We start from the raw sequence: 15,642 nt of genomic DNA, 5'->3' as shown, positions 1-15,642 counted from the left end.
TGTTGGCGAATTGGCTTTTTTGCTTCATAACAAGCTGATTTACTTACATATTTCTGAAGCTCATAAAATTCAGAAAAACGTGCATAAGTTTTTTCTTCATAAAAAAACCGGTCCTTGTGACCGGTTTTTTATGCACAGCAGAAAAGCCGCTTTTTCAGTCCTCCAATAGCGGCAGCAACAGGATAAACGTCGAGCCCTTGCCTAGCTCACTTTCGCACACGATGCGCCCTCCGTGCCGTTCTACTACCGCTTTGACCATGGTCAGGCCCAACCCAAGACCTTCACTGCCCTGGGCCGAATCGAAACGTCGGTATTGGTTGAACAACTCCGGTAGATCCTTCGGCGCAATCCCCGGTCCCTGATCACTTATCCCGCATTCCAACCAGCCTTGCGCACTGCCATGCCTCAACGTGACGGTGGTGCCGGACGGGGAGTATTTGATCGCGTTCTCCAGCACATTGAACAACGCCCGGGTGAGCAGCGATTGGTCGGCATAGACCATGGCCTCATCCGCCTCATCCAGGTCGTGGACCAAATGGATGCCCTTCAACTGCGCAATCACCGCCACTTGATCAAAGGCGTCCATCACCAGCATGGCAAACAGGGTGGGCTGGAACTGGTAACCGTCCGCTTCAGCCTTGGCCAATTGCACAAAGGATTCGGTCAGGCTCAAGGCTCGCCGTACCTGCTGTTCGATCTGAGTAAACACCGGGGACTCCCCGTTGTGCACGTCCAGCAGGGCGAGGATCGCTGAATGCGGTGCACGCAGGTCGTGGGAAAGGAAACGCAGCATGGTCTCGCGGTGCTGCTGGGCTTCACGCTCCTTGCTAAGGTCCGTCAGGCTCAACAACCAGCCGAGGGCGAAATCCCCTTCGGCAGGCAGCAAAGGGGCCAGTTCCATGCGCAAACTGCGTTGGTGGATATCGCGAAACTCGACCAGTTCCAACGCCGACAGGGTAGGGCGTACGCCATTGTGCAGCGGGGGATAACCCAGATCGGCGAGCTGTTCGACGAGGTTTTCGCCGACCAGGTCATTGCCGAATACTTCACGGGCCACGCGGTTGGCCAACAGGATACTGCCCTGGGGATCGGTGATCAGGGTCGCTACCGGCAGGCACTCCAAGCCATCAGCCATAAAGCGCCGCGTATCGCGGGTACGGCTGACGGCTTGTTCAAGGGCAAAGATCCGCCCTTGCAGCACATCGCCCTTACTGGCGGGCGCACGACGACGTTCCGGAAGCACCTTGGGCTCGTTATCCAGGCGTGCCAGTTCCCAGCCAAAGTAGGCGAGGATTACGCTCAGACGTCGCCAATTCCAGATCAGGTAACTCAGCAACAAACCGATCAGGCACGCTGCGGGGCTCCACCAGTGGCCCAGGCGCAATAAGGCCCATGAGCCCAGCAAAGCCACGGCCATGCCTGCCAAGGTCATCCACAAGGCGTAGCGTGGGCGCACAAGCAGAAGGCCCAACAGCAGGGCCACCAGGGACGTTGCCAGCAACGCCGCCAGCCAGCCGGGCAAATCGACGATGCTGCGGCCCTGCAATAAACCATTCAGTACGTCCGCCTGGATCTCAACCCCCGCTGTGGTACCTACGGTGGAAGAGAGCGGCGTCACGAAACGATCGGCCATGCCATAGGCTGAGGCGCCGATCAGAACCAGCCGACCACGCAGCCACTCTGGAGGTACCTCGCCGCGCAATACGCTGACGTAGGACACACTGGGAAAATGGCCTGGTTCCGAAGTGAACGGCACACGGATTTCATGTTCCTGGTGCCAGTGACCTCCAGTAGGCTCTTGCGGCAGGCCCGGCATCGTCTCGGCTTGCTCGCTCATGGCGAATGCCAGCCACGCCAACTGAGGAAGCGTGCTACCCGGCGGGCCTTCGCGTAGGTACACGCTACGTACCACACCGTCGTTATCCGCTTCGACATTAATGTGCCCGATGCCCTTGGCGCATTTGAGCAGTGGCGACAACGGCGCTACGGAGACCTTGGGGCTGACACTGCTGTCCCCGGCGATGGGCAGCAGCACATTGCCGGCTTTGCATACGGCATCGGCCAGTCGTTGATCGTCACTACTGTTGCCGGGCTCACTAAAGATCACATCAAACAAAATGCCCGCTGGCTGTGCGGCGTTCAGGCGTTCAATCAGTTCGGCATGCACGTTGCGCGGCCAGGGCCACGGGCCGAGTGCTTCCAGGCTGGGCGTATCAATGGTCACCAGAACGATGCGTGGGTCTACCGGTAACGGCGTGAGGCGGCGCAGGCTGTCATAGAGCGGATTGTTGAGTGCCAGGCCCGCGCTCAAGGATAAGTAGGCGGTGAAGGGCAGGAGCACCAAACCGATCAACAGCCATTCACGAACCAGCCCATGAAACAAAAGCTGGGCCTGGGTAGGTTGGCGTTTTTCGGCTTTGCGCCAAAGGTTCACAGGGCTACCGCCAAGTGGGTGCCAAGAAGTTGATGGTCATTGAGTAAAGGTGTCATAAGCCCAGGATCCCTCTCCATGGGGTTGCGATGAAGTGCATACGGTGTTCTGAAACCAGTGAAGCTTATTTGGGTCTCATTGGAGGACTTCCCGCGACCTCGCAATGAACGATACCGTACATTGAAGCAGGCATAACGCACAGGCGAGGCGATCGGCACCGACCCTTTTCCTGACCGACAGGAGCCGGTATCTTTCTTTGAGGATCGTAGTGGTGGAGTGTACGGCGCTTTCAGCGTATCGAGAGATCCGAGCAACGTAGAATCCGTCCATAATTATTCAGATTCAGAGGCAGGCACTTGTACAGCATGTGCCTCCCATTCAAGCTCTCGTATTTTTGTAGGAAGGACCCCACCCATGCGTGTCGCAATACTGGATGACGAACCCGCGGAATTGCGACGGGTGGAACAGACACTGCGACAGATTCCCGGCCCGGCTGAACAGCCTTGGTCCCTGCATTTCTTTGAGCGCGGTGAAGATCTGCTGCGCCAGTTACGTCGGGAAACCTTTGACCTGCTGATTCTTGACTGGCAACTGCCGGACATTTCCGGGATCGCGTTATTGCGCTGGACTCGCGAGCACATGGAATCGCCCCCTGCCGTGATCATGCTCACCAGTCGCGATGCCGAGAGTGACATCGTAACGGCGTTGAATAGCGGGGCAGATGATTATGTCAGCAAGCCGTTTCGGCCCAACGAACTCAAAGCCCGAGTCAGCGCCGTCCTGCGGCGCCACGGATTGCAGAAGTCGGCTACCCAGGAAGTGCAAAGCTTTAACGATCTGACGTTCGACGATGCCGAACTGACTGTCACCCGAGCGGGCAAACCCATCAACCTGACAGAACGGGAATACCGTTTGGCAAGCTGTCTATTTGCCAACCTGGCCCGACCGTTGTCTCGCGAGTACCTGTATGAACGGTTCTGGAGCCACGAAGAAATGGTGTCGTCGCGGCCGTTGGACACGCATATCTACCGCCTGCGTAACAAGCTAGGGCTGACAGCTGATCGCGGTTGGCAGCTGTTGACGATCTATGGGTACGGGTATCGGTTGGAGAGTGTGACACCCGCCCCGCAAAGCTAAATATGCCGATGTTCCACGTGGAGCATTTGAAAATTCCGGGCTGCGAACCAATAAAAAAGGCCAACGCTAAGCGTTGGCCTTTTGTTTTTAGCTGATGTGCCTGATCAAAAGTCCAGGTTAGACACCGCCAAGGCATTGCTCTCAATGAAGTCACGACGAGGCTCGACCGCATCACCCATCAGGGTGTTGAAGATCTGGTCTGCGCCAATGGCGTCTTCGATGGTCACGCGCAGCATGCGACGCTGAGCAGGGTCCATGGTGGTTTCCCACAGCTGATCAGGGTTCATCTCGCCCAGACCTTTATAGCGCTGGATGGTATGACGCTTGGTGCTTTCCGCCATCAACCAGTCCAAGGCTTCCTTGAACTCCTTGACCTGCTTCTTGCGTTCACCACGCTGAATGTAAGCACCGTCGTCCAGCAGGGTGCTCAGTTGAGCGCCGAGGGTGACTACAGTTTTGTAGTCGTTGCTGCCGAAGAAGTCGCGGTTGAAGGTGACGTAGTTGGACAGGCCGTGGGAGATCAGTTCGACCTCTGGCAGCCATACGTTACGTTCACGGTCTTCACGCAGGCTGGCTTTGTATACCAGGCCAGACTTCTCCACCGTACGCAGGCGCACTTCGTACTGGGCCAGCCAATCTTGCATGGCGGCGTGATCGCCCAACTGCTCCAGGCTCACGGCTGGCAGGTAGATGAAGTGCTCGGTCAGCTCCTGAGGGTACAGGCGCGACAAACGCTTGAGCGTCTTCATGACCATACGGAAGTCGTTGACCAGTCGCTCCAGCGACTCACCCGAGATGCCCGGCGCTTCGTCATTCAGGTGCAGGCTCGCATCTTCAAGGGCCGATTGCGTCATGTACTCTTCCATGGCGTCGTCGTCTTTGATGTATTGCTCTTGCTTGCCCTTTTTCACTTTGTACAACGGCGGCTGGGCGATGTAGATATAGCCACGCTCAATCAGCTCCGGCAACTGACGGAAGAAGAAGGTCAGCAGCAGGGTACGGATGTGTGAACCGTCGACGTCAGCATCGGTCATGATGATGATGTTGTGGTAACGCAGCTTGTCGATGTTGTACTCATCGCGGCCAATACCGCAACCCAATGCGGTGATCAAGGTGCCGACTTCCTGGGAGGAAATCATCTTGTCGAAGCGGGCCTTCTCAACGTTGAGGATCTTGCCCTTCAACGGCAGGATGGCCTGGGTGCGACGGTTACGACCCTGCTTGGCGGAACCGCCAGCAGAGTCACCTTCCACCAGATACAGTTCGGAGAGGGCAGGGTCTTTCTCTTGGCAGTCAGCCAGTTTGCCTGGCAGGCCGGCGATATCCAGCGCACCTTTACGGCGGGTCATCTCACGGGCCTTACGTGCGGCTTCACGGGCGCGGGCAGCATCGATCATCTTGCCGACGACCAGCTTGGCTTCGTTCGGGTTTTCCAACAGGAAGTCGGAGAAGTACTTACCCATTTCCTGTTCAACCGCGGTCTTCACTTCTGAAGACACCAGCTTGTCTTTGGTCTGGGAGCTGAACTTCGGATCCGGTACCTTGACCGAGATAATCGCCGTCAGGCCTTCACGGGCATCGTCACCGGTGGTGGCGACTTTATGTTTCTTCGCCAAGCCTTCCGCTTCGATGTAGGTGTTCAGGTTACGCGTCAGCGCGGAACGGAAACCCACCAGGTGAGTACCGCCATCGCGTTGTGGAATGTTGTTGGTGAAGCACAACAGGTTCTCGTTGAAGCTGTCGTTCCACTGCAGGGCGATTTCCACGCCGATGCCGTCTTCACGCTGGATGTTGAAGTGGAACACCTGGTTGACCGCGGTCTTGTTGGTGTTCAGGTATTCAACGAACGCACGCAGGCCACCCTCGTACTTGAACAGCTCTTCCTTGCCGCTGCGCTCATCCTTGAGGACGATGCCGACACCGGAGTTAAGGAAAGACAGTTCACGAATCCGCTTGGCCAGGATGTCCCAGCTGAAGTGGATGTTCTTGAAGGTTTCTTCCGATGGCTTGAAGTGGATCTGGGTACCGGTGGTTTCACTGTCACCGACGATTTTCATCGGTTCCTGTGGTACGCCGTGGACGTAGGTCTGCTCCCAAATCTTGCCGCTACGGCGGACAGTGAGGATCAGTTCTTCGGACAGGGCGTTCACTACCGACACACCTACACCGTGCAGACCGCCGGATACTTTATAGGAGTTGTCGTCGAACTTACCGCCAGCGTGGAGCACGGTCATGATGACCTCTGCCGCCGAAACGCCTTCTTCTTTGTGCACGTCTACCGGGATGCCACGACCGTTGTCACGCACGGTGATGGATTCATCCGGGTGGATGATAATGCTGATGTCGTCGCAGTGACCGGCCAGAGCTTCGTCGATGGAGTTATCGACCACCTCGAACACCATGTGGTGCAGACCGCTACCATCATCGGTGTCGCCAATGTACATACCGGGACGTTTGCGTACGGCATCCAAACCTTTCAGCACTTTAATGCTGGTCGAGTCGTACGTGTTTTCTTCGCTCATGCCTTCACTCCCGATGGTCGTGGGTCTGGGTGATACGGCCTTGTTCCACGTGGAACAAAGCGACTGGCGTTTCCGTCTGCCAGCCTTCCCTCAATAATTCGTGGTCTACACAGGTGATAAACACCTGGCAGCGTAAGTCTTCCAACAAGCGGCATAGCGAGCGGCGATGCTGCTCGTCGAGTTCCGACGGCAAGTCATCCACCAAATAAATACATTGACCGCGTCGAGCCTGGCTAACCAAATGGCCTTGCGCGATACGCAACGCACAGACCACCAACTTCTGCTGGCCGCGGGACAATATATCCGCAGCATTGTGTGCACCTAATCTAAGGCGCAAATCAGCGCGCTGGGGGCCGGCCTGGGTGTGTCCGATTTGCTGATCCCGTTGCAAGGACGTTGCGAGCACCGCATTCAGCTCACGTTCTTTGTCCCAACCCCGGTAATAACTCAGCGTCAGCCCCTCAAGGTCCAATAACTCGCTCAAGGTCTGCTCAAAGACTGGTTTCAAGGCTTTGATATAGGCGCGGCGGTATTCATCTATTTCGTCGCTGGCCAGGCACAGTTCACGGTCCCAGGCTGCTTGCGAAGCGGCGTCAAGTGTACCATGCCGCAGCCATGAGTTCCGCTGCCGCAGGGCCTTCTGCAGGCGCTGCCAAGTGGCCATGAAGCGTGGTTCCACGTGGAACACGCCCCAGTCGAGAAACTGCCGACGGATTTTCGGGGCCCCCTCCAACAATCGAAAGCTGTCGGGGTTGATCAGTTGCAACGGCAGGATCTCTGCCAGTTGCGCTGCGCTGCGCGCATTTTGCCCGTCGATTCGGATCTGAAATTCGCCACCGCGATCACGCGATATCCCCAGGCTGCTATGACCGCCCTCAGCCAGTTCCACTTGGCCAAATACGGTACAGGCCAATTGTTCATACTGAATCACGGGCAACAAACGGGCACTGCGGAAGGAACGCGCAAGCCCCAGCAGGTGGATGGCTTCCAGCACGCTGGTTTTACCACTGCCGTTGGCGCCATGGAGGATGTTGATGCGGGGGGAAGGGGAGAAGGTCACCGGGTGCAGATTGCGCACCGCGGTGACCGAGACGCGACTAAGGGACATCTAGCTTCTGCTGAGCATGATTACAGGCGCATCGGCATGACAACGTAAGCCGAGTCGTCGTTGTCAGATTCTTGCACCAAGGCGCTGCTGTTGGAGTCCGACAGGATCAGACGAACCTGTTCGGTGGTCATGACACCCAGCACGTCCAACAGGTAGCTCACGTTAAAGCCGATTTCCAGCGATGCGCCGTTGTAGTCGACACCCACTTCTTCTTCCGCCTCTTCCTGTTCCGGGTTGTTGGCCTGGATTTTCAGTTGGCCGTTGGCCAGCTGCAGGCGAATACCACGGTACTTTTCGTTGGACAGAATCGCAGTACGGCTGAAGGCTTCACGCAGGGCCTGACGATCACCGACGACCAGCTTGTCGCCACCTTTAGGCAACACACGCTCGTAGTCCGGGAACTTGCCGTCGACCAGCTTGGAGGTGAAGGTGAACTCGCCGGTGGTGGCACGAATGTGGTGCTGGCCCAACACGATACTGACGTTGCCGTCCGGCTCGGTGAGCAAACGCGCCAGTTCAAGGATACCTTTGCGTGGAACAATCACCTGGTGACGATCTGGCTGACCGATATCGGCACGCATCGAGCACATTGCCAGACGGTGACCGTCGGTGGCCACGGCGCGGATGATGCCTTCCGATACTTCCAGCAGCATACCGTTGAGGTAGTAACGCACGTCCTGCTGAGCCATAGCGAAGCTGGTGCGCTCGATCAAACGACGCAGCTTGCTTTGCTCCAGGCTGCACGTCAGCGAGCCCGGCCCTTCTTCTACGGTTGGAAAGTCATTGGCCGGCAAGGTCGACAGGGTGAAACGGCTACGGCCTGCCTTGACCACCAACTTCTGCTCATCCACCTTGATGTCGATCAGCGCATCGTTGGGCAGGCTTTTGCAGATATCCATCAGCTTGCGCGCCGGCACGGTGATCTCGCCCGGTTCGGCGGGCTCTTCGAGCTGGACGCGACCCACCAGTTCGACTTCCAGGTCGGTACCGGTCAAGGACAACTGCTGCCCCTCGACCACCAGTAATACGTTGGAAAGCACCGGCAAGGTCTGTCGGCGCTCGACGACGCCTGCGACCAGTTGCAGGGGTTTCAACAGGGCTTCGCGTTGAATGGTGAAATGCATGGTCTAGTCCCTTGCCTTAATAAGCTGCGCTGGTGTCATCACGTAGTCAGTGTACGCAGCAGGTTCTTGTAGTCCTCGCGAATATCCGCGTCGGATTCCTTAAGTTCATTGATCTTGCGGCATGCATGCAAGACCGTGGTGTGGTCGCGTCCGCCAAACACATCACCGATTTCCGGCAGGCTGTGGTTGGTCAACTCTTTGGAGAGGGCCATGGCAACCTGGCGTGGACGTGCGACCGAGCGCGAACGGCGCTTGGACAGCAGGTCGGAAATCTTGATCTTGTAGTACTCGGCCACGGTGCGCTGGATGTTATCCACACTCACCAGCTTGTCCTGCAAGGCCAACAAGTCTTTCAAGGACTCGCGAATCAGCTCGATGGTGATATCGCGGCCCATGAAGTGCGAGTGGGCGATGACCCGCTTGAGCGCGCCTTCCAGCTCACGCACGTTAGAACGGATGCGTTGGGCGATGAAGAACGCAGCATCGTGCGGTAGATCGACTTTAGCCTGGTCGGCTTTCTTCATCAGGATCGCAACGCGGGTTTCCAGCTCGGGTGGCTCGACTGCAACCGTCAGGCCCCAGCCGAAACGCGACTTCAGACGTTCTTCCAGGCCTTCGATTTCCTTCGGGTAACGGTCACTGGTCAAGATGACCTGCTGGCCACCTTCGAGCAGGGCGTTGAAGGTGTGGAAGAACTCCTCTTGGGAACGTTCCTTGCGAGCGAAGAACTGAATGTCATCGATCAACAAGGCATCAACGGAGCGGTAGAAACGTTTGAACTCGTTGATTGCGTTGAGCTGCAAAGCCTTGACCATGTCGGCCACGAAGCGCTCCGAATGCAGGTAAACCACCTTGGCATTCGGGTTCTTCTTTAATAGGTGGTTACCGACGGCGTGCATCAAGTGCGTCTTACCCAAGCCTACGCCGCCATAAAGGAAGAGCGGGTTGTAACCATGCTTGGGGTTATCGGCGACCTGCCAAGCGGCCGCTCGGGCCAGCTGGTTGGACTTGCCTTCGACAAAGTTCTCGAAGGTAAACGTGCGGTTCAGGTAACTGGTGTGCTTGAGCGCGCCTTCTACCTGCACAGTACGTTGCTCGGAGCGCACAGGTGCCTGTTGGGAGCTGGCACCGGCCATCGGGTCGAAGCTGTCGCGGGACGGCTCCTCATTCTCTGGCACATTTTTGCGCGAGGACGGCTTGGACGGCGCAGCTGTCGGTGCAGGTGCTGCGGCGACAGGCGCCACTGCGGCCTGGGCTTGCGACGCGGCGGCGGCCAATGGCGCATTCGGCGCGGCGCGGGGAGCCGAGCTGCGCTTGCTGCCTATTAATAAGGAGAGAGCAGGCGCCAGACCGTTGCCATGTTCGTCGAGCAATTCGAGAACGCGGCCCAGGTACTTCTCGTTGACCCAGTCGAGGACAAAACGATTGGGCGCATAGACACGCAACTCGTCGCCTTCGGCTTCGACCTGTAGCGGACGGATCCAGGTGTTGAATTGCTGGGCAGGCAGCTCATCGCGCAAAAGCTCCACGCACTGCTGCCAAAGTTCCACTGACACGGATATCCCCTAAGTTGAAAGCCGGTGAGGCAAAAACAGCCGCCATTGTAGCGGCCAGCCGTCCACTTATCCACATGTAGGTTGCTCACAGGCCACCCAAAATCAATGCCTTAACCGCTAAAAAGGCGACCAGTGGTCTGTGCATAAGCTCTGTGGATAAACCCACCTGAGCTCGTTGCACAAGTGGGGTCAAAAGTCTGTGGGTAACTGGCCTGTGGATAACTACCCGTTCCACACACAGCTTATCCGATAGCGCAGCACAGGCAGAGCACCGCTTCTCCCCCGTGTTGTCATTCTCTGTACAACACGTGGAACAAGGGCTCAAAGCAGTTATCCACAGACGATCGTGTCCCTAGCTTTTATAAGCTTTACAGAAAAGCTTTAAATAACTTCCTTCTTTATTTTTATATCTATCGCATGCCGGATGGAAGCCAAACGGGGAGAAGGGCGTCAGGACCCCCTCGACATCTAATTAAAGGAAAAGCTGGTTGGAAATTGACCTAGAGGCTTGCTTTCTCTAGAATCGCCGGTCTCTTAAAACGGGGGCCATTCCGGCCCGTTGTGGACGAACCAGGTAACAACGCCATGAAACGTACTTTCCAACCAAGCACCATCAAACGCGCCCGTACTCACGGCTTCCGTGCTCGCATGGCTACCAAGAACGGCCGTGCTGTCCTGTCGCGTCGCCGCGCCAAAGGTCGTGCGCGTCTGGCAGTTTGATAATCCGGTACTGGTGGTGAGTCAGGACTTCAGTCGGGAAAAGCGTCTGCTAACCCCCCGGCATTTCAAGGCAGTCTTTGACTCCCCCACCGGCAAGGTTCCGGGGAAAAATCTCCTGCTCCTTGCGCGTAACAACGATCTTGATCACCCCCGTCTCGGGTTGGTGATCGGCAAGAAGAGCGTAAAGCTCTCCGTTGAGCGCAATCGCCTCAAGCGTCTGATGCGCGAATCGTTTCGCCTCCACCAGGACACTCTGGTTGGTTGGGATATTGTTATCGTCGCGCGCAAAGGCTTGGGTGATGTAGAAAACCCCGAATTGATTCAGCATTTCGGCAAGCTCTGGAAACGTTTGGCGCGTACCCACAAGCCAGCACCAGCAGTCAGCACCGAAACTGTAGGGGTAGACAGCCTTGATGCGTAAACTGGCAATCGTTCCGATCCAGTTTTATCGCTATGCCATTAGTCCTCTGATGGCCAGTCACTGTCGTTTCTACCCCAGTTGTTCCTGCTACGCGTTAGAGGCCATAGAAAATCATGGTCTTCTGCGCGGTGGCTGGCTGACCTTTCGTCGTTTAGGTCGCTGTCATCCGTGGAATCCCGGTGGTTATGACCCGGTTCCACCTATCCCTACCTCCCGTTCTTCTTCGATGGCCGAGTAATCATGGATATTAAACGCACAATCCTGATCGTCGCCCTGGCAATCGTGTCCTATGTCATGGTCCTTAAATGGAACCAGGACTACGGTCAGGCTGCCCTGCCGACTCAGAATGTTGCTACCAATCAGGCTGCGCCGGCTATTCCGGACACCCCGCTGGGTAACAATGCGTCCGCGAGTGCCGATGTACCCAGCGCGAATGGCGAGACAAGTGCCCCGTTAGAAACGCCAGTGGTCACCAACAAAGACCTCATCCACGTGAAAACGGATGTGCTCGAGTTGGCTATCGACCCACAGGGTGGTGATATCGCACAGCTGAAGCTGCCGCTGTATCCACGTCGCCAAGACCATCCGGATGTGCCGTTCCAACTGTTTGATAACGGCGGTGAACGTACTTATCTGGCACAAAGCGGCCTGACTGGTACCAATGGTCCGGATGCACGTGCTACCGGTCGTCCGGTTTATTCGACCGAACAAAAGACTTATCAACTGGCAGACGGCCAGAACCAGTTGAACGTCGACCTGAAATTCAGCCTCGACGGTGTCAACTACATCAAGCGTTTCAGCTTTACCCGCGGTTTGTACGATTTGAAGGTCACTTACCTGATCGACAACACCAGCGACAAAGCCTGGAGCGGCAACCTGTTTGCCCAGCTCAAGCGTGACGCCAGCTCCGATCCGTCTTCCAGCACCGCCACCGGCACCGCTACTTACCTGGGCGCCGCCCTGTGGACAAGTAACGAGCCGTACAAAAAAGTGTCGATGAAAGATATCGACAAGGGCACGCTGAAAGAAACCGTCCAAGGTGGCTGGGTAGCGTGGCTGCAGCACTATTTCGTGACCGCCTGGATTCCGAACAAGGGTGACGCGAACCTGGTTCAAACCCGCAAGGACAGCCAGGGCAACTACATCATTGGCTTCACTGGCCCGGCGTTGACCGTCGCTCCAGGTGCCAAGGCTGAAACCAGCGCTACCCTGTACGCCGGCCCTAAAAGCCAGGCGGTACTGAAAGAGTTGTCCCCAGGCCTGGAATTGACTGTGGACTACGGCTTCCTGTGGTTCATTGCCCAGCCGATCTTCTGGCTGTTGCAACATATCCACAGCATCGTGGGTAACTGGGGCTGGTCGATCATCTTCCTGACCATGCTGATCAAAGGGCTTTTCTTCCCTCTGTCGGCAGCCAGCTACAAGTCGATGGCGCGTATGCGTGCCGTGGCCCCGAAACTGGCCGCGTTGAAAGAACAACATGGTGATGACCGGCAGAAAATGTCGCAAGCCATGATGGAGCTGTACAAGAAAGAGAAGATCAACCCGTTGGGTGGATGCTTGCCGATTCTGGTGCAGATGCCGGTGTTCCTCTCGTTGTACTGGGTACTCCTGGAAAGCGTGGAAATGCGTCAGGCGCCGTTCATGCTGTGGATAACGGACCTGTCTATCAAAGACCCATTCTTTATCCTGCCGATCATCATGGGCGCGACGATGTTTATCCAGCAGCGTCTGAACCCAACCCCGCCGGATCCGATGCAGGCCAAGGTAATGAAAATGATGCCAATCATCTTCACCTTCTTCTTCCTGTGGTTCCCTGCTGGCTTGGTACTGTACTGGGTGGTCAACAACGTGTTGTCGATCTCTCAACAGTGGTACATCACACGTAAAATCGAAGCGGCTACCAAAAAAGCCGAGGCGTAATTTACTCTGTGGATAACCACTCAAGACGCCCCCTAGTGGGGCGTTTTGCTTTCCGTCACTTTTGTTCTGGAAACCTGCTGATGAGCGCTCCTCGTGAAACCATCGCTGCTGTCGCTACCGCTCAAGGTCGGGGCGGCGTCGGCATCGTTCGAATTTCCGGGCCATTGGCGGGCGTGGCAGCCAAGGCTATCAGCGGCCGGGAGCTGAAACCCCGTTATGCCCATTACGGCCAGTTCCTGGATGCCGACCACAGCGTATTGGACGAGGGGCTGGCCATCTATTTTCCAGGGCCAAACTCGTTCACCGGTGAGGATGTCCTTGAACTACAAGGGCACGGTGGTCCTGTGGTGTTGGACATGCTGCTGCAGCGCTGCTTGCAATTGGGTTGCCGCCTGGCCAGACCAGGGGAATTCAGCGAACGCGCATTCTTGAACGATAAGCTCGACCTGGCCCAGGCCGAAGCCATCGCCGATTTGATCGAAGCCAGTTCTGCACAGGCTGCACGTAACGCATTGCGTTCATTGCAGGGGGCTTTTTCCCTGCGTGTGCATAACTTGACCGAGCAACTGATCAGCCTGCGCATCTACGTCGAAGCCGCGATTGATTTTCCGGAAGAAGAAATAGACTTCCTGGCGGATGGCCATGTATTGGCGATGCTGGATAAAGTCCGCGATGAGTTATCCACAGTGCTGCGCGAAGCCGGGCAGGGCGCCTTGCTGCGCGATGGTATGACGGTGGTGATTGCCGGCCGGCCCAATGCCGGCAAATCCAGCCTGCTCAATGCTCTGGCAGGGCGCGAGGCGGCCATCGTCACCGAGATCGCCGGCACTACCCGGGATATCTTGCGTGAACATATCCACATCGACGGTATGCCGCTGCACGTGGTCGACACCGCTGGTCTACGCGATACCGACGACCAGGTGGAAAAGATCGGCGTGGAACGTGCGCTCAAGGCGATCAGCGAAGCCGATCGTGTGTTGCTGGTGGTGGATGCCACTGCACCTGAAGCTGTGGATCCTTTTGCCTTGTGGCCGGAATTTCTTGAACAACGGCCAGACCCGGCCAAAGTCACCTTGATCCGTAACAAGGCCGACCTTACGGGTGAAGCCATCGCCCTGGAAACCAGTGAAGATGGCCACGTCACTATCAGCTTGAGCGCGAAATCGGCCGGCGAGGGTCTGGAATTGCTGCGAGAGCACCTTAAAGCCTGCATGGGCTACGAACAGACCTCGGAAAGCAGCTTCAGTGCGCGGCGCAGGCACCTGGAAGCGCTGCGTCATGCCAGCGCGGCCCTGGAGCACGGGCGGGCCCAGCTGACCTTGGCGGGGGCTGGGGAGCTGCTGGCTGAAGATTTGCGTCAGGCGCAGCAGCTGCTGGGTGAAATCACCGGCGCTTTCAGCTCGGATGATTTGCTGGGGCGGATTTTCTCCAGCTTTTGCATTGGCAAATAGCCGAGTTATCCACATCGTCTACCAGTTGTAAGACACCGTACCGAGCAAGGTACGGCTGTCGCCCACCGACGTGCGGTAATCAGCCCATACGTTGCCCAGCGACGTATGTTGCTGGACGTTCCACCCCACTGCCGCCGAGCACCAGCATCCACTTGAGGACCTGGCGCCGCTGTTGCGTGGTGGATAACGCGCGGCGTGTGAGGTCAGGGGACAGGGCACCAAGGCTGCGCTGCAACTGCTCCATCTGGTTCCAAGCCGCCTGGTGGGATGGGTCACGATTAAGCCACTGCTGCCAGGCTTGATGTTGTGCGGGCGTCGGTGGTTGCGACTGAAATTGCACATACCAACTGGCAGCGGCCTCGAACGTCTTGCGGTCGGGGCTGACCATTACCGGTTGGCCATGATCAGGGAGCATTCGGTGAGGGCGCGGATCATGTGTTTCTTCACCGTGGTCAGCGATACCTGCAGTTGATCGGCGATCTGTTGATAAGTCAGCCCTTCAATCTGTGCGAGCACGAAAATTCGCCGTGCCCGCTCACCCAGGCCAGACAGCGCTTTATCCACAGCCACCAGGGTTTCGATGATGATTGCCTTGTCTTCTTCACTGATAGCTGTGGTTTCGGGACGCTCTGCCAGGGTTTGCCTGTAGGCCTGCTCGATGGCGTTCCGGCGATACCGGTCAATCACCAGGCCCCTCGCGATGGTGGCCAGATAGTCCCGTGGTTCGAGGATCTGCGCCGCATGTCGTCCACCGAGCATGCGCACGAACGTATCGTGGGCCACATCGGCTGCATCGCTGGCGTTATGCAATTTTCCCTTGAGCCATCCGCGCAATCACGAATGGTGCTGTTCATAGATGTGCTGGACCGCTGCGGTATGTGAGGAGGAAGGCATAGGCGCGACAAGGTAGGTTAATGATAATCGCTATTATTAACTGGCCCAGTGTTTTCCCACAATAGATCTGTTTTTGTCCCACCCGGGATTAATTCCCAGCTTTGCCGTGGACGAAATCGGCCGTTTCTGTGGATTAAGCCCTGTGAATAACCGCGGTTGTGCCCAGTTGATAACAGGGCCTGAAACCTAAGTAAAAACCCATCTGTGGATAACCAGTCGTTTAATCCACAGGCTTAAAGCACTTATCCAAGGGCCTCATCGGCAGATGACCACAACGTTTTGAATCGCTGTACACATTGAAAATAAAGGCCTGCAGAGATCTATCCACAGAAATGTTGCTCAGTATAAATAAACA

The 15,642-nt window shown here is 56.8% G+C and carries 12 protein-coding genes and 1 pseudogene; 6 read left to right on the top strand and 7 right to left on the bottom strand.

All coding sequences use genetic code 11. The features are described from left to right. Positions 1-154: 154 nt before the first annotated feature. A complete protein-coding gene (locus GIV35_RS06365; protein ID WP_236264103.1) occupies positions 155-2,434 on the bottom strand; it encodes a CHASE2 domain-containing protein in 2,280 nt (759 codons plus the stop codon). A 411-nt stretch (positions 2,435-2,845) separates the two neighbouring features. Between GIV35_RS06365 and GIV35_RS06360 the strand changes: the two genes are divergently transcribed. Next, the gene (locus GIV35_RS06360; RefSeq protein ID WP_213153178.1) at positions 2,846-3,568 is read left to right on the top strand and encodes a response regulator transcription factor; all 723 of its coding nucleotides are present in this window, start codon (positions 2,846-2,848) and stop codon (positions 3,566-3,568) included. Between the two features lie 104 nt (positions 3,569-3,672). Here the strand turns inward: GIV35_RS06360 and gyrB are convergent, their stop codons facing one another. The 4 genes from gyrB to dnaA are packed head-to-tail and all read right to left on the bottom strand — an operon-like array spanning position 3,673 to position 9,878. Next, positions 3,673-6,090 carry a DNA topoisomerase (ATP-hydrolyzing) subunit B gene (gene gyrB, locus GIV35_RS06355; RefSeq protein WP_003187253.1) on the bottom strand — a complete coding sequence of 806 codons (2,418 nt, stop codon included), beginning with the start codon at positions 6,088-6,090 and terminating at the stop codon, positions 3,673-3,675. A 4-nt stretch (positions 6,091-6,094) separates the two neighbouring features. Beyond that, positions 6,095-7,198 (bottom strand): DNA replication/repair protein RecF, encoded by a 1,104-nt coding sequence (recF, locus tag GIV35_RS06350; protein WP_020302573.1) that lies wholly within the window; start codon positions 7,196-7,198, stop codon positions 6,095-6,097. A gap of 20 nt (positions 7,199-7,218) precedes the next feature. Next, positions 7,219-8,322 (bottom strand): DNA polymerase III subunit beta, encoded by a 1,104-nt coding sequence (dnaN, locus tag GIV35_RS06345; RefSeq protein ID WP_003187250.1) that lies wholly within the window; start codon positions 8,320-8,322, stop codon positions 7,219-7,221. 38 nt (positions 8,323-8,360) lie between these two features. Continuing rightward, positions 8,361-9,878 carry a chromosomal replication initiator protein DnaA gene (dnaA, locus tag GIV35_RS06340; RefSeq protein ID WP_223022950.1) on the bottom strand — a complete coding sequence of 506 codons (1,518 nt, stop codon included), beginning with the start codon at positions 9,876-9,878 and terminating at the stop codon, positions 8,361-8,363. A 585-nt stretch (positions 9,879-10,463) separates the two neighbouring features. Here dnaA and rpmH point away from each other — a divergent pair. The 5 genes from rpmH to mnmE all read left to right on the top strand — a co-directional run bounded on the left by rpmH (position 10,464) and on the right by mnmE (position 14,393). Beyond that, positions 10,464-10,598 carry a 50S ribosomal protein L34 gene (rpmH, locus tag GIV35_RS06335; RefSeq protein WP_003213577.1) on the top strand — a complete coding sequence of 45 codons (135 nt, stop codon included), beginning with the start codon at positions 10,464-10,466 and terminating at the stop codon, positions 10,596-10,598. Between the two features lie 13 nt (positions 10,599-10,611). Continuing rightward, on the top strand, positions 10,612-11,019 hold the full coding sequence (rnpA, locus tag GIV35_RS06330; RefSeq protein ID WP_020302575.1) for a ribonuclease P protein component: 408 nt from the start codon (positions 10,612-10,614) through the stop codon (positions 11,017-11,019). After that, positions 11,012-11,257 carry a membrane protein insertion efficiency factor YidD gene (gene yidD / locus GIV35_RS06325; protein ID WP_019816912.1) on the top strand — a complete coding sequence of 82 codons (246 nt, stop codon included), beginning with the start codon at positions 11,012-11,014 and terminating at the stop codon, positions 11,255-11,257. The genes rnpA and yidD overlap by 8 nt, the downstream gene beginning before the upstream one ends. A gap of 2 nt (positions 11,258-11,259) precedes the next feature. Further along, positions 11,260-12,942, top strand: coding sequence for a membrane protein insertase YidC (yidC, locus tag GIV35_RS06320; protein WP_054898311.1), 1,683 nt, complete (start codon positions 11,260-11,262; stop codon positions 12,940-12,942). 80 nt (positions 12,943-13,022) lie between these two features. Beyond that, on the top strand, positions 13,023-14,393 hold the full coding sequence (gene mnmE, locus GIV35_RS06315) for a tRNA uridine-5-carboxymethylaminomethyl(34) synthesis GTPase MnmE (RefSeq protein WP_014720595.1): 1,371 nt from the start codon (positions 13,023-13,025) through the stop codon (positions 14,391-14,393). A gap of 45 nt (positions 14,394-14,438) precedes the next feature. On the opposite strand, the pseudogene GIV35_RS06310 reads toward mnmE, so the two are convergent. Both GIV35_RS06310 and GIV35_RS06305 read right to left on the bottom strand, forming a co-directional pair. Then, positions 14,439-14,781: pseudogene (locus GIV35_RS06310) on the bottom strand (DUF4880 domain-containing protein); the annotation flags it as partial. Beyond that, positions 14,781-15,227 carry a sigma-70 family RNA polymerase sigma factor gene (locus GIV35_RS06305; RefSeq protein WP_234452137.1) on the bottom strand — a complete coding sequence of 149 codons (447 nt, stop codon included), beginning with the start codon at positions 15,225-15,227 and terminating at the stop codon, positions 14,781-14,783. The pseudogene GIV35_RS06310 and the gene GIV35_RS06305, both read right to left, overlap by 1 nt. Between the last annotated feature and the right edge of the window lie 415 nt (positions 15,228-15,642).

Source organism: Pseudomonas sp. PA-1-6B (assembly GCF_021609545.1).
GTDB classification, from domain to species: Bacteria; Pseudomonadota; Gammaproteobacteria; order Pseudomonadales; family Pseudomonadaceae; genus Aquipseudomonas; species Aquipseudomonas fluorescens_BV.
The sequence above is the reverse complement of the archived record's forward strand: the minus strand, read 5'-3'. Positions and strand labels throughout refer to the sequence as shown.